Below are 21665 nucleotides of genomic sequence, written 5' to 3'. Positions count from 1 at the left end.
ATGATTCAGTTTAAAAAATATGGGGCTATAGATATTGGATCTAACGCCATTCGTTTATTAGTAGCTAATGTGATTGAAATAGAAGGCCGTGAACCCCTATTTCGCAAAAGTTCATTAGTGCGTGTACCTATCCGATTAGGAGGAGATGTATTTAAAGAAAAGCGCATTTCTGAAGAAAACATCGTGCGTATGACAGAAACGATGGAAGCTTTTAAACTTTTAATGCGTTCGCATAAAGTAGTAGATTATAAGGCCTGCGCTACCTCTGCAATGCGTGAAGCTGAAAATGGAGAAGATGTTGTTAGGCAAATATTTAAAAAGACCGGAGTAAAAATTAATATTATAGATGGCAATGATGAAGCTGCAATTATCGCAAATACAGACTTACAATCATTAATCTCTACAGATAGGTCATATCTGTATGTTGACGTGGGTGGTGGTAGTACCGAGTTTACATTATACAGCAATAAAGAAGTAGTTGCCTCAAAATCATTTAAATTAGGTACTGTACGGCTGTTAGAAGGATTAGTTGGGCATACTGTTTGGGAAGATGTAGAAACCTGGATAAAAGAAGTTACAAAAGGACACGCCAAAATAGATTTAATAGGTTCTGGCGGAAACATTAATAAAATATTTAAACTAAGTGGTAAGAAAGATGGTAAGCCTTTAACCTATTTCTACATGGTGAGTTTTTACGAATTTTTACAATCCTATAACTATGAAGAACGCATTACTGAATTAGGGTTGAATATAGATAGAGCCGATGTTATTATACCGGCCACCCGTATTTATTTATCAGCAATGAAGTGGAGTAGGTCAAAAAATATACACGTTCCTAAAATAGGGCTGTCAGATGGCATCATAAAATCGCTGTATAACGATAAAAATCAAGTTGTTTAGACTATCAAATAAAAATTATAGTAATATTGCAGAGCCCAATTTATCGATGAAACCAATTAAAATATTTATTATGAAGAAATTATTACTTGTTTTATTAATTACAGCTTCTGCAACTTCTTTTGCGCAAAATGTGAGATATGGTGCAAAATTAGGATTAAATGTTTCAGAATTGAGTGGTGACTATGATGATGCTTTGAGCCGTTATGGTTTTGTTGCCGGTGTCTTTGCAGATATTCCATTAAGTGGCTCTTTAGGTTTTCAGCCAGAATTATTATACTCTGCGCAGGGAAATAAACCTAACTCTGTACCGGGTAGTGCTAATGCAGAACGTGCAGAACTTGATTATCTTCAATTGCCATTATTGCTTAGATACAGCAAACAACGATTTAATGTGCACGTGGGGCCTCAGGTAGGTCTTGCTATCTGGAATTCTTTTAACAGATATGAATATAAAAATTATGATGTTGCTGCTGTAGGTGGAATAGGTTATCAAATTATTGATGGTCTTACCTTAGAAGCTCGCTATAACTTTGGTTTTATAGATGTTGTGAATTCAGCTAAAGAAGGAAAAAATAGATACTTTACACTATCAGCTGCATATAGATTATAGGTATTAAGAGAAATGAAAAATAATAAAAAAACCAGTTCAATTGAACTGGTTTTTTATTGTCATAAATTTTCTAGCCGTGTATGCTTTGTTGTACACTTAAATTTTTCATTATTTCAGCTTCAAATTCTAGTAAATTCTGCCATTTTGAATTTACCTCGTCTTCATTACCATATTTACGTGCAAATCTTAAAAACATAGTGTAGTGGTTTGCCTCGCTTACCATTAAATTGTGATAAAAAGTTCTAAGGTCTGCATCTTTTAATTCTTGAGATAATAACCTAAAGCGTTCGCAACTGCGTGCTTCAATTAGTGCAGCATACAGTAGTCTGTGAACAAGTTGCGTAGTACGACTACCTCCTTTAGGAAAAAATTTAAGCAGTTTATTTACATACTCATCTTTTCGATCATAACCCAAAGCATTACCGCGAGCAATTATCTTATCGTGAACCAGTTTAAAATGACTAATTTCTTCTTTAACCAAAGCAATCATTTCTTGTACGAGCTCGGTGTATTCGGGAAATGAGACGATAAGAGATATGGCTGTTGATGCTGCTTTTTGCTCACAAAACGCGTGATCAGACAGAATATCATCAATATTCATTTCTACTATATTAACCCATCTTGGGTCTGTGGGAAGTTTAAGGCCTAACATTATATATCAAGATCAAAGGTGGTTCGTAAAATTTCTAAATCTGGGTTCTTTTCTTTTAGTTTCTCATATTTTTCACGTGGCGAATACGCATATTTGCGTTCTGCAGCCTCATTAACCGTGATCTCTATGGTAATATCGTAATTGTTGAGTTTACGCTTTAAATATTCTAATAAGCTATGCTGAGCTCGTTCTAGTTCAACCCGCATCGTTTCATTAGGAAACTCTAAGTGAATAACAGTTCCTTTTAACGTGGGCGTATCTGTCTCAAGATTTGAGGCCAAAATTTTCTCTCCTTTCTTTTGAAGTCGGCCTACATATTCTTTCCAGGTAGCGAGTAATGCATTCTCAGTAAAAGGATCTTTTGGCAATTGACTAACGTCAACTTCTTTTACCGTCTTTTTTTCAAGAATTTCTTTCTTACGCCTAAGCCCTTTTAATGAAAGACTTGATACATGACCCGGGTTTACCGAGGTTTGTGGCCTTATTTCGGGTTTGACCGTAGGTGTAGGTGTTGTCTGTACAGTTTCTTGAGTATTTTGTACTGGTGCTACTGTAGATTTAGATACACTCTCAATTACAGAAGCTTCAGTTTGTTTTGCTGTTTGAGGGTTAGTTAATCCTTGTTGAGCATTTTGAAAATACGAAGCAGGAATTATAAAGTTAGAAGCTTTTTTTTTTCTCCATCAAAAGTGATAGAGGCCATTTGCATTAGGCAAAGTTCTACAAGAAGCCTGGGGTTGCGACTTGTACGGTATTTTAAATCACATTCATTAGCGATTTCTAAAGCCTGCAATAAAAAATCAAAGTCTGCTTTTTTTGCCTGCTCGTGATATCTAGCCTTAGTTTGATCACCTACTTCTAAAAGGGTAATTGTCGCTGCATTTTTACAAACCATCAAATCTCTGTAGTGAGATGCAAGACCTGCTATAAAATGGTGCCCGTCAAAGCCTCTTGATAAAATCTCATTAAAGTTTAATAACAATTGTGGAATGTTATTTTCTAGAATAAGATCTGTAGATTCAAAGTAGGTATCGTAGTCAAGTACGTTTAGATTTTCGGTAACTGCAGCTCTTGTCAGATCATTTCCGCAGAAACTTACAACCCTGTCAAAGGTAGATAATGCATCTCTTAATGCTCCATCTGCTTTTTGAGCGATAATGTGCAATGCTTCTTCATCTGCAGTAATACCTTCTAGTTTAGCGATATCTGCAAGATGCTCGCGAATATCTTTTACTGTAATTCTTTTAAAATCAAATATTTGACATCTAGAAAGAATAGTGGGTATTATTTTATGTTTTTCAGTAGTTGCTAAAATAAATATAGCGTGCTTAGGCGGCTCTTCTAAGGTCTTTAGAAATGCATTAAATGCTGCGGAAGAGAGCATATGAACCTCGTCAATAATATATACTTTGTATTGACCTACCTGAGGTGCAATACGTACCTGATCAATAAGGTTACGTATATCATCTACAGAGTTATTAGAAGCAGCATCTAATTCAAATATATTAAATGCGTAATCTTCATGCTCATCTATTACTTCATCTGCTTGCTGATTTATTTTTTTAGCTAAAATACGTGCGCACGTGGTTTTACCTACACCTCTGGGACCTGTAAAAAGTAAGGCCTGTGCGAGATGATTATTAGCAATGGCATTTTCTAACGTATTAGTAATAGCCTGTTGTCCCACGACATCTTTAAACGTTGCGGGTCTGTATTTTCGGGCTGATACGATGAATTGCTCCACAGATTTAAAATATAGGTTTTTAAACCGAAAAGAGATTCGGTTAATAGATGCTCAAAGATAAAAATAGCTAGGTCAATATACAGTACAGATTTGTGTTTTTTGCGATTTTCTTATTAACAATGGGTCTTCGGTGAAATTTATTTAAAACAACTATCGTAGGTTTTAAAAGTGTATTTTTGCGCAAAGCAGACCGCCTTATCGCTCTAATTATTTAGGGAGGAAAGTCCGGACACCATAGGGAAGCATAGCGGCTAACGGCCGTCTAAGTTAGTAAGTAATTATTAACTTAAGGACAAGTGCAACAGAAAGTATGTACAGGTAATGCTGTAGTGAAACCAGGTAAACTCTATGCGGTGCAATGCCATGTAAACCGGCAATTAAGTGCGTCTCGTGCGATGCCGGAGGGTAGGCAGATAGAACAAATAAGTAATTATTTGTCTAGATAAATGATAAGGTATTATTGCTTGCAATAAGAACAGAATCCGGCTTACAGGTCTGCTTTTTTTATAAATTCTCAAAGTTATTCTTTACCCAATCAATCGCATCTTCTAGCGTATTAAAAATCTCGTAAGGTTTAGGAAAAAACGCCTTTTCAAAAGTTGCAGTACTGCGCTTAGCTTCGGTGTTAGTTACAACAGCAACGGCCAGCATATTAGGGTAGTCTGAGCAATTAATATAATCTACGGGATTAACATTATAATCTGCTCTTCTATAAGCGATATACACATAGTTTTGATCATCTTTAAAGTGATCAAATAAAACAGAGCCTGCTTCTTTAAAAAGCTCTTTATTAAGAACAACTCCCTGATTTATTTCAGAAATTACATAGTTTTCTGCGAAAGTAAGTTTGCAAAAACTTAGATCAATTGTTTTTAGACTTTGGGTCATTCTAATTTTCTTAAATAGTTATTTTTTATATTAAGTTAACTAAAAACTACTTAGAAAAAAAACTAAAAGCACTACCACCGTATTTGCGTATTTCAAAAAATGAAGGGTGATCTTGTAGATCTGTATTTTTACTATGCTCAATTATTAGACTGCCTTCTGGTAATAGCAAATCATTATCTATTACATATTCAACGATTTTTGAAAATTGCTCCTTTTCAAAATCATAAGGAGGATCTGCAAAAATGATATCGTATTGATTAGTTTCCCGTGATAAGTAAGTATAAACATCAGACTTAATCACTTTAATATTCATTTCAAACGAAGCTGCTGTTTCTTCTATAAATTTTGTGCAACCGGCATTGCCATCGACAGCGGTAACTGCTTCTGCTCCTCTTGAAGCAAACTCATAGCTAATGTTACCTGTCCCAGAGAAAAGATCTAAGACATTTACACGGGTGAGACTGTATCTATTACGTAAAATATTAAAGAGCGATTCTTTAGACATATCTGTAGTAGGTCGTACCGGTAATTTTTTTGGAGCCGTTATACGTCTGCCTTTAAAGCTGCCGCTGATAATTCTCATAAATTTAGATTGTATTTTAAAAAAGAATAATTCAATTGATCCTGTTCTACAGATTCTGCTATTTGTACATTACGTACGTAATCATAAAGTATTAAATACTTAGAATCTTCTGCATTTATATTACCGCTGATTTTTAACGTGGTTTCTTCAGGATTTAAACCTAACTGTTCAAAACAAAAGAGAATATAATATACAAAATCTATATCTGTATCAAATCTAAAATGATTACTCAGCAGTAATTTATTGCCCTCATAAACCACTACATCAATTGTTTTTAAACCAACCTGAACAAAAAATGTTGATGCATCGAGGTTTGTTGCGCGCTCCAATACATTTTTTATCAAAACAGTCTGACTGTGATAATAAGTAAATGTACCGAAATGATCAAAAAAGAAATTATTTATGTTTGTGTAAGGTACGTATACATTTATAAGTCCCAACCTTTCCAGTTCATCATAAACAATAAAATCTGTCTTTAAAATTTTAGTATTAAACTTTAAATAATCAGTTAGGTTTTTAGAGTCAAATAGATGTTTGGGAACTATTGTAAAAAGTTCATTTGCATAGATGACAACAACTTTTTTAAAGTTATTGTGAAGAATTGGCGTATGATCAAATATTTTTTGGATTTCTATTAACGCATGCTCAGCAGTATGAACATTTTTAAAGGGAAATTGTTTGCTAAGAGGACTGTTTGCAGAACTATCATCATATATATAAAACGAAAATCCATCCAGGCTAACCTGGATGGATAATATATTAAGTTCTGGATTTACCAGAGAATTAGTCTTCACTGTCGCCGTAACTTTGAGGCCAGTTACCAGCTGTACTTACTTCGGTCATAGAACCTACAGATAGATAAGCACCATTTACACCTTCAACAGAAACTGTTTGTTTTTCTTTAGCAACGTAATCCTTTGGTTGATCAAATAATATTACATCTTTAGAAACCTTAGCTTCAAAAACAGGAATTTGAACATCGTTTTTAAGAACAGTTCCTGCTTCCATTTCAAATTGCTTATCTGTTCCAGGAACATTCATCATCGTTTTGTATCGATCTGTTCCCTGGTATAATGAATCTTTAACAGAGGCTGTACCTAGTGTATCGATAATAGTAATTTCTTTACGTGTATCTACACGGTAACGTTTTGTAGCTTCTTCATCAAGAACTAACGTATCGCGACGTTCAGTAAGTGTAAACTCTGCGGTATCAAGAAATTTAATTAGTTCATCAAAGCTACCGGCAAATTTGCCATTAAGTTGTTTAAACGCTAATTGTCCTTTTTGAATGTCTTTAAGTTTGTTAACTGATTTTTGATAACGTACAACTTTAAGATCATTAAATTTAACTTCGCCGTAAACTGAGTTAAAAAGAAGGTATCCTAATACTCCGATAACAACCCAAAGTACTAACTGAAATACTAATTTCATTCGATGTGTGGTTTTAGATTTAATAATGGTTACCGACAAATCTACAATTTTTTTTTAATCGTTAAAGGATATCCCGAAAAATTCATTACTATCTTTACCCGAATCAATAAATAGCTATGGAGCTGGATTATCAAGCATTTTACAAACTACTTCTAAAGGATTTCCCATTCGCCCCAACTTTAAAGCAAGACATTCTTTTACAACAACTTAGTAAGTTTTTATTAGATCCTAAAAATGATACAATTTACCTTCTAAAAGGGTATGCAGGTACCGGTAAAACGACTGCAATAGGGACTATTGTTAAGAACTTGTGGAAAATAAAAATGTCCTTTATACAATTAGCACCCACAGGAAGGGCCGCAAAAGTCATTTCTAATTACAGTGATGAACCCGCTCAAACTATACATAGAAAAATATATTATCCTAAAAAAGAGAGTGGTGGTGGAGTATCTTTTACATTACAAAAAAACAAACACCGCAATGCATTATTTATAGTTGATGAGGCATCAATGATTTCTGATGCTGCATCAGAGTCTAAGTTATTTGAAAATGGCTCTTTACTAGAAGATCTCATGTCTTACGTTTATAGTGGACATCAGTGCAAGCTTCTTTTAATAGGTGATAATGCACAGTTACCACCCGTTAAGATGGATTTGAGTCCGGCTTTAGATGCCCGGCATTTAGAGCTTCAGTTTAATAAAAAGGTACTTAGTATCGAACTTGATGAAGTGATGCGCCAGGCAGAAACGAGCGGTATTCTCAAAAATGCCACACGCATGCGTGAGTTTCTTAATGAGGGCTTGTATGAAGATTTTAGATTTGACCTTAGTGATCAGAGCGATGTGGTACGTCTTATAGATGGTCACGAGATTATGGACTCTCTAGGTGATTCTTACCAAGAATATGGTAATGAAGGTACAGCAATAATTGTTAGATCTAATAAACGTGCCAATTTGTATAATCAACAAATACGCTCTCGAATTCTCTTTAAAGAAGAAGAGGTAAGCCCGGGAGATTATTTTATGGTGGTCAAGAATAATTATTTTTGGCTCGATATTAAAAGTGATGCTGGTTTTATAGCAAATGGCGACATTATTGAAATTCTGGAGATTTTCAGTATAAAAGAGATTTATGGGTTCCGCTTTGCGGAAGTAAAAATAAAAATGACAGATTACCCAAATCTTGCTCCTTTTGAAACAGTTTTACTATTAGATACTCTTACTTCAGAAACACCTTCACTATCTTATGAAGAGGGAAATCAATTATATCAAGAGGTGATGAAAGATTATGCAGATGAGACATCTAAGTATAAGAAGTTTCTTAAAGTAAAAAACAACAAGTTTTTTAATGCACTACAGGTAAAATTCTCATACGCCATTACGTGTCATAAATCACAGGGTGGGCAATGGGAAACTATTATGGTCGAACAACCGTACCTTCCTAATGGTATGGATAAAGATTATTTAAGATGGCTCTATACAGCGGTAACCAGAGCTCGAAAAAAACTTTATCTTATAGGTTTTAAAGATGATATGTTTATAGAAAATTAGGAGAATGGATTTTTTAATAAGTATTTGCCTGGGAGTAGGGCTGGCAGCTGCAGCCGGTTTTCGTATTTTTTTACCCCTTTTAGCATTGAGCATTGCCGCTTATTTTGATGTACTCAATTTAAATGAAGGCTGGGTTTGGTTAGGCTCATTACAGGCATTAATTTTATTAGGAGTAGCTACTTTATTAGAATTGTTAGCCTACTATATACCTTGGTTTGATACTATTTTAGACACTGTGGCGGTACCTCTTGCCGGCATTGCAGGTACTGTACTATTTTTTGTCACTTTAGGAGATTTTGAGCCTTGGGTTTCGTGGTCTCTTGCGATTATCGGAGGTGGTGGTACAGCAGGTTTAATTGCCGGTTCTACTGCCGCTGTTAGAGCTGTATCCTCAACATCAACTTTGGGTATGGCTAATCCTTTATTTGCAACATTTGAAAATATAGTTTCCATCTTCCTTTCTATACTAGCCATTTTTATTCCGCTGTTTGCAGGTATACTTGTGGTTTATTTAATTTATAAATGCATAAAATGGTTTTCTAACCGAAAAACTAAAGTCAATATATAACGTTTACAATGACTGAACAATTAAAAGTAATAGCAATGATACCTGCACGCTATGAGGCCTCTCGTTTCCCGGGTAAACTAATGCAAGACCTTGAGGGTAAACCTGTAATTATACGTACTTACGAAGCTGCTGTTAAGACAGGTTTATTTGACGATGTGTATGTTGTTACAGACAGTGCCTTAATCTACAAAACCATTTTACAAAATGGTGGCAAAGTTATAATGAGTCAAAAAGAACATAACTGCGGCAGTGATCGTATTGCAGAAGCTGTAGAGAATCTAGATGTGGATATAGTTGTTAATGTACAAGGTGATGAGCCCTTTACAAATGAAGCAGATATGCGTAATGTACTTCAGGTTTTTTATGAGCAGGGAGCAGAACATATAGATTTAGCCTCTTTGATGACTCCAATTACAGTTACAGCAGAAATTGAGAATCCTAATAATGTAAAAGTTATTGTAGATCACGAGAATTTTGCATTGTATTTTTCAAGAGCACCTATACCATTTCCTCGAGATAGAGATATTGATGTAACCTATTACAAGCATAAAGGTATTTATGCCTTTAGAAAACAGGCAGTTCTAGACTTTTATACATTACCTATGCGTAATCTTGAAGCTGCAGAAAAGATTGAAGCTATACGTTATTTAGAATATGGCAAGAGAATTAAAATGATTTTTTCAGAAACCCCGGCTATAGGTATTGATACTCCACAAGATTTAGAAGAGGCAAGACTTATATTAAAATCTCAACAAGCGATTTAATGGGATGGTTATTTAAGAAAATATACAAAGCATTAGGTTGGCAGATACGGGGTAGGTTTCCTTCGGAAGTCAATAAAATGGTGGTTATCGCCGCACCTCATACGAGCTGGCATGATTTTTATATGGGAATTTTATTTAGAGGAACATTGGGTGAACGTATTAATTTTCTTGGCAAAAAAGAACTTTTTAAATGGCCTTTCGGGTTGTTTTTTAGAAGCCTGGGAGGTACCCCATTGAACCGTGTAAAAGGTCAAAATCAAGTAGAGCAAATTGCAGCACTATTTGATACTCAAGAACTATTTAGATTAGCGCTTTCGCCTGAAGGTACACGCAAAAAGGTAGAAACCTGGAAAACCGGATTTTATTATATCGCCTTAAAAGCACAGGTTCCTATTTTACCAATCACCATGAATTTTAAAGATAAAGAGCACCACATAGGTTCACTATTTTACCCTACAGGTGATATTTCTAAAGATATGTTACAATTACGCCTTTTTTTCAAAAATATACAGGGCAAAATACCTGAGAAAAGTTAGTATTTTTCAAATAAAAATGCTTTTACGCTTGATAGTAGCGTTAAACAATCTTAAGTATAGCATAAAAAATAGTTAAAGAAAATTATAGTTGTAATTACAAATAATTGATAGCTAATAATTTGAAATTTAGTATCTAAAAGATTTAAGGATTCGCTTAAATTCAATTGAAACCATTTCAAATAATTCTGCGTTTATAAAATGAACAAAAAATTATTTTAAACTAAAATTCAATTTATGAAAATTTCAAAACTTATTTATCTGGGAGCACTTGGTGCTTTTGCATTTATTTCATGTAGTGATGATGATGATAATACTACAGATGTGAATACGGGTACAGCAGATTTATATGCTACAAGTCACACTGATGGGAATGTTACAAAGTATAATCTACTAACTAACGAAACTACTTTATATACTACAACTGCTACAGATGCAGAAGGTATTTATTACGCGCCAGAAGATGATAGTTTTACAATTGCATCTAGAGGAGCCACTCAAACATCTTTACAAACTTATATTAGTATTAGTGACATTGTTTCTGCAACTGGGTCACTTAACGTTGATATTACCGGTCCTGCTGCCTTACAAAGTCCAAGAGATTTAGCAGTAAGCGGTAATTTTTATGTAGTTGCAGATAATACAACAAACAATAACAGATTATTTGTTTTTGAACGTACTAATAGTGGTTTTACTTTAAGTAGAACACTTAACGTTGATTTCCCACTTTGGGGTATTGAGTTTGTAAACAATGATTTGTACGCGGTAGTTGATACTACAAATGAATTAGCAGTTTTTAGCAACTTTCTGTCAAGTAATACTTCAGATGCGGCTATCACTGCTTCTAAAAGAGTAGTTGTAGAAGGTATAGTACGTACGCACGGTCTTGATTTTGATGGTGATACTATGGTAATGACAGATATTGCACAAGCAGCTAATACAGCAGCAGGTTTTGATACAGATGGTGCAATACACGTAATAACTAACTTTAGCTCTAAGTTTAATGCGGTAGCTAATGGTGGTACATTAGCACTTACAGATCAAATACGTATAGCGGGTGCTTCTACATTACTGGGTAACCCTGTAAATGTTGTTTACGATGCAGATGCAGATGCAGTTTATGTTGCAGAACTAGCTAATGGTGGAGGTAGAGTATTAGCTTTTACTTCAGTATCTAGCAATACATCTGGTACTGCTACACCGGTGGTAAATAATATGCTTTCTGGTGTATCGTCTTTATACCTATATAAGAATTAAATTATCATCGATTAAATAAATTTCAAAGCGCGGTCAACGACCGCGCTTTTTTTATGTTTTAAACACAAAATATTCTTTAAATATGTTGAGTTCTTTAAACCCAAATTTGACTTTTATAAACTGTAATGTCTTTTCAGAATAGAAAAAAGTATGGGTAAAATCATTTTTGTACCACCAGTTTTCAAAATTAATAGAATCAGATAGCAAATTAGTTTTACAATATAATTTAGCGTCAGGTTTTAAGAGCGTACGCAGCTTAGTGAATTCTAAATTGGGGTTATGAAAATGCTCTATTACCTCGCAACAAATTATATAATCATAGGTTGTATCTAAAAGTGAAGCGTCGTTTGAATAAAACGGATCGTAAGGCTTTACAATATAGCTCTGTTCTTGTAAATAGGAGGTAAGTACAGGATTAGGCCCCGAACCATAATCTAAGCCAATATTTTCTGGATTCTGATCTTTAAGAACGGCATCGAGAAGTGGCTTTAGGAAATTTAAATATCCACTATTATCTGAAGTGTTCTCGTGCTTATCATACCGCTCTTTTTCCTTAGTAGAGGTTGGAAAATCTGAGGGGTCTAAAAAAACAGATGCACAATTCGTGCATCTGTTATAATTTCTATTTTGAAAGCTACCCAAGAAATCAGCACTGTGATTACATAGTAGACATTGCATCGCTTAGGTTTAAATTAGTAAAGTGTTTTTAGTTTTTTTAATTTGGCTTTCCAGATTTCTAATGTTTTTTTGTGCTCAGCAATGTTTTTATGTACTTCTTTAACTAAAGGATTGTCGTCTGCCACGTGTTGAAAGAAACCAAGATTATTTTCTAATTGATTTATTTCAGCTTTGCTTTCTTCAATTTTCTTAGTTATAAAAAAGCGCTCTTTATTTAATGCGTGATCCCCATCTTGATCTGCCAGTGATGCTACACGGTTGTCATATTTAATAAGTTCTGCATCTTTTCTACTGAGATCTAAAGTTTTAAATAAGCCATCTAGCACTTTATTAAAATCCTGATCTATACTTTTCTTAGAATGGGGTACACGACCGGTATCTTTCCATTCTTTTATAATGGCTTTAATTTCTTTAAGGTTTTCTTCGGGAGTACCTTCAAGTTTAATAGCTTTAGTTTTCTCTAATAGGGTGGTTTTCTTTTCGAGATTAACTTTCTCTTCTTCAAGAATTTCATTTTTCTCAGCGTGGAGGCGATCAAAGAAATGGTTGCAGGCTTTTTTAAAGCGTTTCCATATTTTATCACTGTCTTTGCGAGGTACGTGTCCTATTTTTTTCCAATCTGCCTGAATACGTTTCATTAAGTCAATGGTTGTTTGCACATCTTCATTGTCTTTATTGTCTTCAGCTAATTGTATTAGATCAATTTTCTTCTGAAGGTTGTCGTATTGCTCTTTCTTTTGATCTTTGTAGAATCCGTTCTTTTTATGATTAAACTCTCTGGTGGCTTTTTTAAATGACCTCCAGGTAGGTTCATTATCTTTTTTAGGAACTTTACCTATTTCAAAAAAGGATTCTCTCAATAAATTTACTTCCTTCATCTGCTTTTGCCAACCGCCGTGTGAAGTAGGTGGTTTTGCAGCAATTGCTTCAATCTTAGAAATAACTTCTTCTTTCTTTTCTAAATTCTCCTCAAAAACTTTGTCGATATTTCTAAAATACTCCTGACGTGCATCATGAATTTTCTTAGTGGCATTGCTAAATTTCTCCCAGATTTCTTCTCTATATTCTTTAGAAACAGGTCCTATTTCTTCTTTCCAGATTTTATGAAGCATCTGTAACTCTTTAAAGGCACGGTTTACGTCAGCCTCTTTAGTAAGTTCTTCTGCCTGCTCTATAAGTTTTAATTTTTTATCTAAGTTATCCTTAAAATCTTTATCTCTAAACTCTCTATTAAGATGTAAAAAATCGTAAAAATTCTCTACGTGATGGTGGTAATTATTCCAAACCAGATTGTAGCGGTCACGTGGAATATTGCCCGCATTACGCCAGCGATCTTGTATATCTTTAAATTTATCAAAGGTTGTGTTGATGCTATCTTCACCACCTAATTCATTTTTTAAATCTTTTAATTCTTCAATAAGAGCTGTACGCGTCTCTAAATTTGCGTTAAGGTCTTTCTTTAGATTTTGATAATAATGGTTGCGTTTATCACGGTATTCGTAATACAGGGAATTGAAGTCTTTTTTTAACGGATTATAATATCTGAAATCAATTATATTCCCACCTTCTTCAAGAAACTTGTCTTTAGCCTCGTCCTGCTCTTCTTCAAATTTTGCGATGAAAGAGGCTCTTAAGTCATTTACGTGCTCTTTAATTGCTTGAACGTAGTATTTATTGAGGAGGTTTTTAAATTCTTTTATGAGCTCTTCTTTACTTAAGCTATCATAATCCTTATGCGGAATAGTATCACGTTCTGAAATGCTCTCGTCTTCTACATCTTTGCTAAGTGCAGTTTCGAGATCTTCATTTTCTTCATCTTCATCTTCATCTTCAACTACAAAGTCTTCATCCTCTTCTGTGCTTTTTGCAGCTTGTATTACAGCTATAGACTCTGTAGTGAGTGCATCATCTTGATTTTCAGCAGCGTGGTCTTGTTGATCATCATTTGTGTGAACAGCGTTCTCAGAAGACTCTGGTTTCAAAGCTTTATCTTTAATCTCTTCGGTTTGCTTTTCGGTCTTAGATGCTTTGTTTTCTTCAGACATTTCTTTCAATGTTAAGGTGCTTAATTTATTGAGTTAAAGATACTATTAACTGTTCAAATAGCAAGAGCCCCTTATTTGATAGCGATTAATTCCAGATTTCCCAGGCAGCTTCGGCTTGTAATTTCAACATTTCTAGTCCGTTGGCTGTTTTTGCACCTTGCTCTCTACCATTTTTTAAAAATTGCGTTTCAGCAGGATTATACACCAAATCGTAAAGTAAATGATCTTTTGTAAGTACTCGATAAGGAAGTTTAGGACATTCTGAAATATTAGGATGTGTTCCCACCGGAGTGGTATTTATTAAAAGTGTGTATTTTGATAAAATGGCACCGTTAAGTTCGTTGTATGAAAATTGTCCTTTTTTAGGCGTACGTGATACAAATTTATAGGAGATGTCTTCTAATTCTAAGGCGTAAGCAATTGCTTTTGACGCGCCTCCTGTGCCTAATATTAATGCGTGATTGTGATTTTTTTGATTTAAGAATGGTTGTAGTGATTTTCTAAATCCAATATAATCTGTATTAAAGCCTTTTAATTTTCCATTTTGCTGCCGCTTAATCGTATTTACAGCACCTATTGCACTAGCATGTTTATTCATCTCATCAAGAAATGGGACCACAGTTTGCTTGTAGGGTATCGTTACGTTAAACCCAATACAATCTTTTCTTTTCTGAAAAAGTTCTTTTATTTCTTCGGGAGACTTACAATCAAAATTAGAATAAGTTCCCTCAATAGTTTCTTTTTTGAATTTTTCATTAAAGTAAACTCTTGAAAAAGAATAATCAATATTCTTACCTATTAGCCCCAATTTAATCATATGCATTACTAGAATTACACCTTGTTTTTTACAAGTAATTAATTACAATATTAAATGTCAAAGATACCCTTTTTATTTGGTTAGGCGCGGGTGTTTTCCCCGTATTTACCTAGCGCCATAACACTTACTATACCAATAAATATAAAAATTGTCGCGATTATATTTTCAGTAGAAAACTGTGTTGGTATAAACCGATCATAATTGGTAAGAATGGGATCGCCTACGCGATCATAATTAATTTCGCCTAGAGTATTTGTTTCAAATATGGGTTTTTTCCAGGGCCAAACAACTCCTAAAGAACCGGTAATAAAACCAATAATAGCAGCATTTGTTTGATTTTTAAATCTTATTAAAAGAAAAGCCAGAAAATTAGATAATGTCACTAAACCTGTTGCAGAACCTAAAGTGAATATTGCCAATACTTTTAATAAACGTATTCTGAAAGGATTGTTAATAAATGAAAAGTCACCGCGTATAAGATCTGAAATGGTATCAAATAAAGCATTTACAGAGTCTACGAGTAATAGGACATAATTGCCTAGTAAAATTAATATAAATGATCCCGAAAGGCCGGGCAAGGTCATCCCTGAGACACCTATTATTCCACAAAAGAACACAAAAATTAAATTATCATTCTGTGTAGCGGGTTTTAATAAACTTATACCTATACCTGCTACAATACCTAAACATAAAATAATAAGATTAGCACGCGACCATTCATTGAAGTCTTTAGCTATTATATAAACACTACCTATAATCATCCCAAAAAAAGCACTCCATACATAGAGTGGATAATGCTCAATTGCGATATCTAAGATTTTTGAAACACTAAAATAACTAATAATCATTCCGAAAATCAGCAAGAATAGAAACCTGCCATTAACGTAACGTGCAAAACTTCTAATACGACCTCCCAGAAGTAATTTAAAAGCTGTTTTATTTACTTTTTGAAGCGAGTAAATAAATTCTTCATAAAAACCAGCTACATAAGCGACCACACCTCCAGATACGCCCGGCACTTTATTAGCCGCGCCCATGGCGAGACCTTTTAGAACCAGCCAGATTTTATCTGATAGGGTACGGTGTTTAGATTCCATTCTTTTGTTTAGAATTGGCAAAACGTTCTAATAAGAAAATAGTCAAAAAGCCTATTACAGCCAGGATAATTACAGCAATAATTTGTGGGTTGCCTTCAAAATTCTGAGGTAAAATGCTTTTCTCTAATAATGACACTTCTTTACCGTGAGAATTTGTACGGTAAGAGAGTACTTCTTTCCAGGGCCACACTTTATTAAGCGCACCTATCATAAACCCGGTTAGTAGGGCAAGGGTTAAATTCTGATGATTTTTAAATAAATAGGTAAGTACTTTTGAAAATGCTTTTAAACCAATTATACATCCCAACATGAAGAGAAGTAATTTTAATGCTGCGTCTTTGATCATCGCAAAGTCCATTGCTATTAAGCCATCTACAAAATTGCGAACGGTACCTAATACTATGCTATATGATCCTAATAGAAGAAGAATAAAAGATCCTGATATACCCGGTAAAATCATGGCAATAATTGCGATGAATCCACTTAAAAAAATAAACCAGTTACTGGCTCCTGCGCTTAACGGTTCTGCAATTGTAATGTAATATGAGAACGCAATACCTAGGATGCCAGTTATAAAAACACCTATAGAATAGCTTTGTATTTGTTTTCCTATATAAACAATACTGGCTACAATTAATCCAAAAAAGTAGCCCCACAGCAAAAGTGGTTGTTCTTCTAGTAAATAGGTTATGAGTTTTGCAAGCGATAAGATACTTATGGCTACGCCAAGAAAAAGTGCACCTAAGAATTTAAGGTTATATTCTTCAGCCGCATTAGAAAAACCGTGTTTCTTCCAATATTTAAAGAAAGAAATATCAAATTTATCTATAGTGGCAATTAGTTCTTCATAAATGCCGGCAATAAATGCTATAGTACCTCCTGAAACCCCGGGAACTACATCTGCAGCACCCATAGCTAAGCCTTTTAAAGTAACTACCGCATAGTTAAGTAGTGATCTGTTTTGAGACATTGGTTGTATTGGTTATGCCTCAAATGTAAGAAAACAATTAAGAATTCTTGGCGCGCTTTATTTTTTCTAATACAGATCTTTTAGCATACGCAAAGGGAAACAACTCTTCTAGAATAATATCAAACTCGGTATCTATTTTTAAAGCATTTTCCAGGTGAAAATGGCCTTTGTCATCTTCTCCTAAAGTAAAATAGAGACCAGAAAGTCTATATTCAATCTCTGGAGATTCGGCATAAAAAGCTTGTGCTTCAATAAGATTTTGCACGGCTGTATCTAATTCTCCTAAATTGATTAAAATGTCACAACGCGTTAACCAGGTATCCAGTTCATAATTACCCAGTTCTAATGTTTTGCTGTAACCGCGTTCTGCTTCTTCATAAAACTTAAGGCGATTATTTATTTTAGCATATCGTTTCCAGTACAATACATTATCCTCATCTATATTAATGGCTTTGTTGATGTAATACAGCGCATTTTGATAGTCCATCTTTTTAGTATAAAAATCTGTAATAGCGATCCATCCTTTATCTAAAAGTGGATCTTCCTTTACGGTTTTTAAAAAGTAGGTTATAGCAAGGTCGTCTGCGTGTAACTTCTGGTAACATTTACCCATACGTAAGTAGGCAAAGGATGTAGGATCGTCTAGCCCTAGCGTAATTTGGTAATTTTCAATCGCTTCATTGTATTTACCTAATTTCTCAAGTACTTTACCTTTTTCAAAATAAGCACCAATAAACGTATCGTCACTAATAATTGCAAAGTCAAAAGCTGCCAACGCTTTTTGATAATTTTTTAAATCAAAATATTGCTTGCCTACCTGATGCCACGCCACCTCACAATAAGGATTCTTGTCTAAAAACATATTGAGGTAGTCTATTGCCTCTTGATGCTGCTCAAGAAAATCAAAGCAATAAATAACATTATAAAGCGCAGAGTAATCGTCTTCATCAACTTCAATACATTTCATGAAGTTGAGTTTAGCATTTTGATAATCATCCATAAACAGATACTCCATACCTATTAAGGAATAAATATCTGCATCGTCATCGGTAAGTTCTAGCGCAATTTCTAAAAGCTCAATTGCTTTTAGGTGATCATCCTGTTTAGAATATATGTTCGCTTTCTGAATATAAACCTCTTCATTCTGTGGTTCTAATTCATATAATTCTGCCAATAATCGATCTGCATCTTCAAGCTTATCCTCAAAAATTAAAATTTCTATTTTAAATAATTTTAGGTTTGAAGATGAGGGGTGCTGGTCAAGACCAAGCTTAACTGCTTTTTTTGCCAAAGCAATTTTACCATTTTCGAGGTAATGGTTTACAATATTTTCAAAATCATCCGAATCGAAGAAAAGAACATCATTTGTCTTTAACATAGATTCAAAACGGGTGAGTGGGAAATTATCTTCTTCGTGTTCTTGATTAAACTTCATACACGGTTTTTTTAAAAATTTCTGCCAACATAAAAGTAAAAAGGAACAGCAACAGCCCTAATCAATTTTAGTATTGTTGTTAACAAAATAATCAACAATTGAGCCTAAACTTAAAATTAGGCTTCTTTAGTCCCTATTTTGTCTAAGACCTTAAGTAATATATGACATCCTTTTTCAATTTCCTGATTTGAGATTGTTAAAGGTGGCGTAATGCGTATTGCTTTTCCCTCAAAAAGAAGCCAAAATAAAATTAAACCTTCCTCCTGAGCCATAAGCACGGCGTCATTTGCAACAGCCTCAGAGGTTGTAATAGCCGCAAGCATTAATCCTTTACCACGCACTTCAGTAATGAGTTTGTGTTTTAATAAAGATCGAAACAGCTTCTCTTTTTCAAGAGCTTCTTTCATTAAAGATGTTTCGAGTATAAATTTTAGAGTTGCTAATGCTGCTGCCGCAATGACAGGATGACCGCCAAAGGTTGTTATATGACCCATTTTAGGATTGTCTGATAACAATTGCATATGTTTTTTTGAGGCTGTAAAGGCACCTATAGGCATTCCGCCTCCCATACCTTTACCCATTACCACAACATCAGGAATTACCTCAAAATTCTCAAAACCAAATAATTTACCGGTGCGGCCAAAACCCGGTTGTATTTCATCTAAAATTAGTAATGCGCCTACTTGCTCACAACGATTTTTGACGGCTTTAAGCCAGCCGCTTTTTGGTTGAATAAAACCGGCACCACCTTGTATGGTTTCTAAAACCACGCCGGCAGTCCGCTCGGTTATGAGGTTTAAGTCTTCAAAACTATTGAAGTTAAGAAAAGAAATATCGCCTATAACCGGCCTAAAAGGAGCAACGCGCTCTTCATAATCCATTAAGCTAAGTGCGCCAAAAGTATTACCGTGATACGCCTTTTTAGCTGCTATAATTTCAGTTCTGCCCGTTACCCGACGCGCAAGTTTTATGGCACCATCTATAGCTTCAGTCCCGCTATTTACAAGATAGGTTTGTTCTAAAGGTTCTGGTAAATGCTCTGCTAGAAGTCGCGTTAGTTTTACAGCAGGATCCTGTGCATATTCCCCATAGACCATTACGTGTAAATACTTATCGCATTGCTCTTTTATAGCATTAATAACTTCGGGGTTAGAATGGCCAACACTTACCGCGGAAACACCTGCGACAAAATCAAGATAAGCCTTGCCAGATGTATCGTAAATGTAAGAGCCCGTCGCGTGGGAAACTTCTAGAGCAAGCGGGTGCGGACTCGTTTGAGCCTGATATTTAAGAAAATCAGCTTTCATTTAATTTTCTGTTTGAGTAGAGTCTTTTGCTTTAACCGGTGGCTGTTCTTTTAAGATTTTTGCCGGGTTTTTAGGAGCCAGAGAGTCTTGTTTTATTGTCGCTTTATCATTTACAGGTAGCCCTATTGAAGGTGAATCTTCTTCACGATTTTTAAAATCTGAAGGGTCTAACTGAGACGCGCTGGGAATGCCTAATTTATTATCTGGTATTGTGTTGTCAAAAAAGTCTTCTTCAATCTCGGGTAGAGGTATGCCCTCAATTTTGGTAAGGGTAAATGGTGCTTCACCTTTAAAAATATCTTCTTTAGTCAATAAGCGTTCGTCACCTCTCCAGTTCAAACCGGGAAATTCACGAGCTTCTTTTTCAAATTTTGAAAGTGGAAACACATCACCATCAACCTGCCGCCATTTGGTTATTTCTACCAGTTCATTATTTTCAAGGATAGCGGTTATTGAAGCAGATTTACTTTTATCAATTCCTTGCAAAACTCCATCGTCTGAGCGCATATAATTTATACTTTCAGCATTTTTTATAATATCTAACTGATGCAATTTATTATCTAAAAAGGTACCATATAAATCATCTCCCTTAACTTGATTGTAACCTCTTTTAGAAGGGGTGTCAGATAGTGGTATCGTATCCTGCTTGGCTAAAAACGCATTTTTAAAAACGTGTAGAGAATCTAGCTTTTCTGTAACAGTATTGCTTCTTAGGTGAATACTATCACCAGTCATTTGGCTTAAACCGCTCCACAAAATAGGTTTGCCTATCATTTGGGTAAGACCGGTTTGCTGGTTGATATGTATCGAGTCTGATTTTCCGCTGAGATCACTTTTAAAAAGGCGTACATTGTAATAACCGCGTACGATTCGCTTTTCAGGAATACCGGTTACGACAAGCCTATCGCCGTGAACGTATATAGAATCCTGATCTTGAACAGTAATTGCTACTGCTCGTTTAGTTATAAAAACAGAATCTTTAGCCTTATAGACTTCGGCGTAATGCCCTTTAATAATGCTTTTGTTTGCGGTATCTATTACCCGAATATTATTAGTCGCAGATGCAAAATTAGTAGGTCTGTCAAAATATAAACTATCCCCATAAACCGTACGATTATCGTAATCTATACGCGAGTTTTTTACAAAATAACCATTATCATTACGCGTGTCGTAATAGCCCCGTTCACAATAAACTATGCTCGCATCACTGGTGATTGTTGATGGCCCATACAAGTATGCGATACCAGATTCTGAATAAAAATCGAGTTGATCGCTATTAATTACATATTCAGGATTTGTAACTACCACATTTTGAACAAAGGAATACTTATCCTGGTCTAAAAAATACCTGCCTATTTTGCTATTTATAACACTTGCAGTATCTCTAAGGGTACCCGAATTTCGATAATATGCCTGTTGTTTTATTCGGTCAAAGTACAATGTGTCTGTATCTAAGGTGGCAGTAGGTGTTCTAAGATTTACACCGCCAGAAGCCCATGCAAATTGAGTGTTACCGTTGTATTCTGCGTAGTTACTGCGCATGGTAATAGTATCGCCTTGATTCATACGCACATTACCAATAGCTCTTACAAAGTTTTCATCTTTATAATTAAAAGCAAGATCACACCACATTTCAATACCCTCATGTTGAATATAAACTTGTTTAGTACTTTTATACATGACAATGGCTCCGGGGTATTTTGCTTCGTCAATCTGCTCAATATCAGATTGAATATTCAACTCTTTTCCCTTCTGGGCAAAAGCACTAATCGTAATAAAAAATACGATTGTTAATATGGTGTTTTTAAAAAAATTGGGCATAGCTAATTTTGATGC

General features: G+C 34.8%; 21 protein-coding genes, 1 other RNA gene and 1 pseudogene. 9 read left to right on the top strand and 14 right to left on the bottom strand.

Translation table 11 applies throughout. The features are described 5' to 3' along the window. Both ACEN25_RS14635 and ACEN25_RS14630 read left to right on the top strand, forming a co-directional pair. On the top strand, window positions 1–900 hold the full coding sequence (locus ACEN25_RS14635) for a Ppx/GppA phosphatase family protein (protein ID WP_441803552.1): 900 nt from the start codon (window positions 1–3) through the stop codon (window positions 898–900). Window positions 901–970: 70 nt separating this feature from the next. Next, entirely contained in the window at window positions 971–1510 is a 540-nt protein-coding gene (locus tag ACEN25_RS14630) for a porin family protein (protein ID WP_028375036.1), read from the top strand. A 70-nt stretch (window positions 1511–1580) separates the two neighbouring features. Here the strand turns inward: ACEN25_RS14630 and ACEN25_RS14625 are convergent, their stop codons facing one another. Both ACEN25_RS14625 and ACEN25_RS14620 read right to left on the bottom strand, forming a co-directional pair. Next, on the bottom strand, window positions 1581–2162 hold the full coding sequence (locus ACEN25_RS14625) for a tRNA-(ms[2]io[6]A)-hydroxylase (protein ID WP_441803551.1): 582 nt from the start codon (window positions 2160–2162) through the stop codon (window positions 1581–1583). Beyond that, window positions 2162–3906 (bottom strand): annotated as a pseudogene (locus ACEN25_RS14620) (DNA polymerase III subunit gamma/tau). Before ACEN25_RS14620 ends, ACEN25_RS14625 begins: the two are co-directional and overlap by 1 nt. A 182-nt stretch (window positions 3907–4088) precedes the next feature. Here ACEN25_RS14620 and rnpB point away from each other — a divergent pair. After that, an RNA gene (gene rnpB / locus ACEN25_RS14615) (RNase P RNA component class A) lies at window positions 4089–4412 on the top strand. Here rnpB and ACEN25_RS14610 read toward each other — a convergent pair. The 4 genes from ACEN25_RS14610 to ACEN25_RS14595 are packed head-to-tail and all read right to left on the bottom strand — an operon-like array spanning window position 4411 to window position 6808. Further along, a complete protein-coding gene (locus ACEN25_RS14610; RefSeq protein WP_441803550.1) occupies window positions 4411–4794 on the bottom strand; it encodes a hypothetical protein in 384 nt (127 codons plus the stop codon). The two genes, rnpB and ACEN25_RS14610, sit on opposite strands and share 2 nt — an antisense overlap. Window positions 4795–4840: 46 nt before the next feature. After that, window positions 4841–5377 (bottom strand): 16S rRNA (guanine(966)-N(2))-methyltransferase RsmD, encoded by a 537-nt coding sequence (gene rsmD, locus ACEN25_RS14605; RefSeq protein ID WP_028375041.1) that lies wholly within the window; start codon window positions 5375–5377, stop codon window positions 4841–4843. Further along, complete coding sequence (locus ACEN25_RS14600; RefSeq protein ID WP_441803549.1) at window positions 5374–6171, bottom strand: DUF3822 family protein; 798 nt, start codon at window positions 6169–6171, stop codon at window positions 5374–5376. Before ACEN25_RS14600 ends, rsmD begins: the two co-directional genes overlap by 4 nt. Next, window positions 6161–6808, bottom strand: a complete 648-nt coding sequence (locus ACEN25_RS14595) for a hypothetical protein (protein ID WP_441803548.1) — start codon at window positions 6806–6808, stop codon at window positions 6161–6163. The genes ACEN25_RS14600 and ACEN25_RS14595 overlap by 11 nt, the downstream gene beginning before the upstream one ends. Before the next feature lie 116 nt (window positions 6809–6924). On the opposite strand from ACEN25_RS14595, the gene ACEN25_RS14590 reads away from it, so the two are divergent. From ACEN25_RS14590 to ACEN25_RS14565, 6 genes are all read left to right on the top strand, one after another. Continuing rightward, the gene (locus ACEN25_RS14590; RefSeq protein ID WP_441803547.1) at window positions 6925–8358 is read left to right on the top strand and encodes an ATP-dependent DNA helicase; all 1434 of its coding nucleotides are present in this window, start codon (window positions 6925–6927) and stop codon (window positions 8356–8358) included. 4 nt (window positions 8359–8362) lie between these two features. Next, entirely contained in the window at window positions 8363–8926 is a 564-nt protein-coding gene (locus ACEN25_RS14585; RefSeq protein WP_441803546.1) for a DUF4126 domain-containing protein, read from the top strand. An 8-nt stretch (window positions 8927–8934) separates the two neighbouring features. Then, window positions 8935–9690 (top strand): 3-deoxy-manno-octulosonate cytidylyltransferase, encoded by a 756-nt coding sequence (gene kdsB / locus ACEN25_RS14580; protein WP_441803545.1) that lies wholly within the window; start codon window positions 8935–8937, stop codon window positions 9688–9690. After that, window positions 9690–10226, top strand: a complete 537-nt coding sequence (locus ACEN25_RS14575; RefSeq protein ID WP_441803544.1) for a 1-acyl-sn-glycerol-3-phosphate acyltransferase — start codon at window positions 9690–9692, stop codon at window positions 10224–10226. Before kdsB ends, ACEN25_RS14575 begins: the two co-directional genes overlap by 1 nt. A 230-nt stretch (window positions 10227–10456) precedes the next feature. Next, window positions 10457–10522, top strand: coding sequence for a KxYKxGKxW signal peptide domain-containing protein (locus ACEN25_RS14570; RefSeq protein WP_441803625.1), 66 nt, complete (start codon window positions 10457–10459; stop codon window positions 10520–10522). Continuing rightward, a complete protein-coding gene (locus tag ACEN25_RS14565; RefSeq protein ID WP_441803624.1) occupies window positions 10512–11480 on the top strand; it encodes a hypothetical protein in 969 nt (322 codons plus the stop codon). The genes ACEN25_RS14570 and ACEN25_RS14565 overlap by 11 nt, the downstream gene beginning before the upstream one ends. A gap of 51 nt (window positions 11481–11531) precedes the next feature. Here the strand turns inward: ACEN25_RS14565 and ACEN25_RS14560 are convergent, their stop codons facing one another. The 8 genes from ACEN25_RS14560 to ACEN25_RS14525 all read right to left on the bottom strand — a co-directional run bounded on the left by ACEN25_RS14560 (window position 11532) and on the right by ACEN25_RS14525 (window position 21650). Next, window positions 11532–12158, bottom strand: a complete 627-nt coding sequence (locus ACEN25_RS14560) for a class I SAM-dependent methyltransferase (protein WP_441803543.1) — start codon at window positions 12156–12158, stop codon at window positions 11532–11534. A 14-nt stretch (window positions 12159–12172) separates the two neighbouring features. Further along, window positions 12173–14203, bottom strand: a complete 2031-nt coding sequence (locus tag ACEN25_RS14555) for a DUF349 domain-containing protein (RefSeq protein ID WP_441803542.1) — start codon at window positions 14201–14203, stop codon at window positions 12173–12175. A gap of 85 nt (window positions 14204–14288) precedes the next feature. Beyond that, entirely contained in the window at window positions 14289–15020 is a 732-nt protein-coding gene (locus ACEN25_RS14550; protein WP_441803623.1) for a shikimate dehydrogenase family protein, read from the bottom strand. Between the two features lie 80 nt (window positions 15021–15100). Further along, window positions 15101–16117 carry a DUF368 domain-containing protein gene (locus ACEN25_RS14545; RefSeq protein ID WP_441803541.1) on the bottom strand — a complete coding sequence of 339 codons (1017 nt, stop codon included), beginning with the start codon at window positions 16115–16117 and terminating at the stop codon, window positions 15101–15103. Continuing rightward, window positions 16107–17087 (bottom strand): DUF368 domain-containing protein, encoded by a 981-nt coding sequence (locus tag ACEN25_RS14540; RefSeq protein WP_441803540.1) that lies wholly within the window; start codon window positions 17085–17087, stop codon window positions 16107–16109. Before ACEN25_RS14540 ends, ACEN25_RS14545 begins: the two co-directional genes overlap by 11 nt. Before the next feature lie 37 nt (window positions 17088–17124). Further along, window positions 17125–18522, bottom strand: coding sequence for a tetratricopeptide repeat protein (locus tag ACEN25_RS14535; protein WP_441803539.1), 1398 nt, complete (start codon window positions 18520–18522; stop codon window positions 17125–17127). A 116-nt stretch (window positions 18523–18638) separates the two neighbouring features. After that, entirely contained in the window at window positions 18639–19829 is a 1191-nt protein-coding gene (locus ACEN25_RS14530; protein WP_441803538.1) for an aspartate aminotransferase family protein, read from the bottom strand. After that, entirely contained in the window at window positions 19830–21650 is a 1821-nt protein-coding gene (locus tag ACEN25_RS14525; RefSeq protein ID WP_441803537.1) for an OstA-like protein, read from the bottom strand. Window positions 21651–21665: the final 15 nt, after the last annotated feature.

Source organism: Leeuwenhoekiella sp. W20_SRS_FM14, assembly GCF_052119605.1.
Taxonomy (GTDB): domain Bacteria; phylum Bacteroidota; class Bacteroidia; order Flavobacteriales; family Flavobacteriaceae; genus Leeuwenhoekiella.
The sequence above is the reverse complement of the archived record's forward strand: the minus strand, read 5'-3'. Positions and strand labels throughout refer to the sequence as shown.

Coding starts and splice junctions, on each gene's coding strand:
- rsmD (WP_028375041.1), bottom strand. CDS start 5,377: ATGAGAATTATCAGCGGCAGCTTTAAAGGCAGACGTATAACGGCTCCA.
- ACEN25_RS14540 (WP_441803540.1), bottom strand. CDS start 17,087: ATGTCTCAAAACAGATCACTACTTAACTATGCGGTAGTTACTTTAAAA.
- ACEN25_RS14550 (WP_441803623.1), bottom strand. CDS start 15,020: ATGATTAAATTGGGGCTAATAGGTAAGAATATTGATTATTCTTTTTCA.
- ACEN25_RS14545 (WP_441803541.1), bottom strand. CDS start 16,117: ATGGAATCTAAACACCGTACCCTATCAGATAAAATCTGGCTGGTTCTA.
- ACEN25_RS14625 (WP_441803551.1), bottom strand. CDS start 2,162: ATGTTAGGCCTTAAACTTCCCACAGACCCAAGATGGGTTAATATAGTA.
- ACEN25_RS14590 (WP_441803547.1), top strand. CDS start 6,925: ATGGAGCTGGATTATCAAGCATTTTACAAACTACTTCTAAAGGATTTC.
- kdsB (WP_441803545.1), top strand. CDS start 8,935: ATGACTGAACAATTAAAAGTAATAGCAATGATACCTGCACGCTATGAG.
- ACEN25_RS14560 (WP_441803543.1), bottom strand. CDS start 12,158: ATGCAATGTCTACTATGTAATCACAGTGCTGATTTCTTGGGTAGCTTT.
- ACEN25_RS14555 (WP_441803542.1), bottom strand. CDS start 14,203: ATGTCTGAAGAAAACAAAGCATCTAAGACCGAAAAGCAAACCGAAGAG.
- ACEN25_RS14535 (WP_441803539.1), bottom strand. CDS start 18,522: ATGAAGTTTAATCAAGAACACGAAGAAGATAATTTCCCACTCACCCGT.
- ACEN25_RS14595 (WP_441803548.1), bottom strand. CDS start 6,808: ATGAAATTAGTATTTCAGTTAGTACTTTGGGTTGTTATCGGAGTATTA.
- ACEN25_RS14635 (WP_441803552.1), top strand. CDS start 1: ATGATTCAGTTTAAAAAATATGGGGCTATAGATATTGGATCTAACGCC.
- ACEN25_RS14575 (WP_441803544.1), top strand. CDS start 9,690: ATGGGATGGTTATTTAAGAAAATATACAAAGCATTAGGTTGGCAGATA.
- ACEN25_RS14585 (WP_441803546.1), top strand. CDS start 8,363: ATGGATTTTTTAATAAGTATTTGCCTGGGAGTAGGGCTGGCAGCTGCA.
- ACEN25_RS14630 (WP_028375036.1), top strand. CDS start 971: ATGAAGAAATTATTACTTGTTTTATTAATTACAGCTTCTGCAACTTCT.
- ACEN25_RS14610 (WP_441803550.1), bottom strand. CDS start 4,794: ATGACCCAAAGTCTAAAAACAATTGATCTAAGTTTTTGCAAACTTACT.
- ACEN25_RS14530 (WP_441803538.1), bottom strand. CDS start 19,829: ATGAAAGCTGATTTTCTTAAATATCAGGCTCAAACGAGTCCGCACCCG.
- ACEN25_RS14525 (WP_441803537.1), bottom strand. CDS start 21,650: ATGCCCAATTTTTTTAAAAACACCATATTAACAATCGTATTTTTTATT.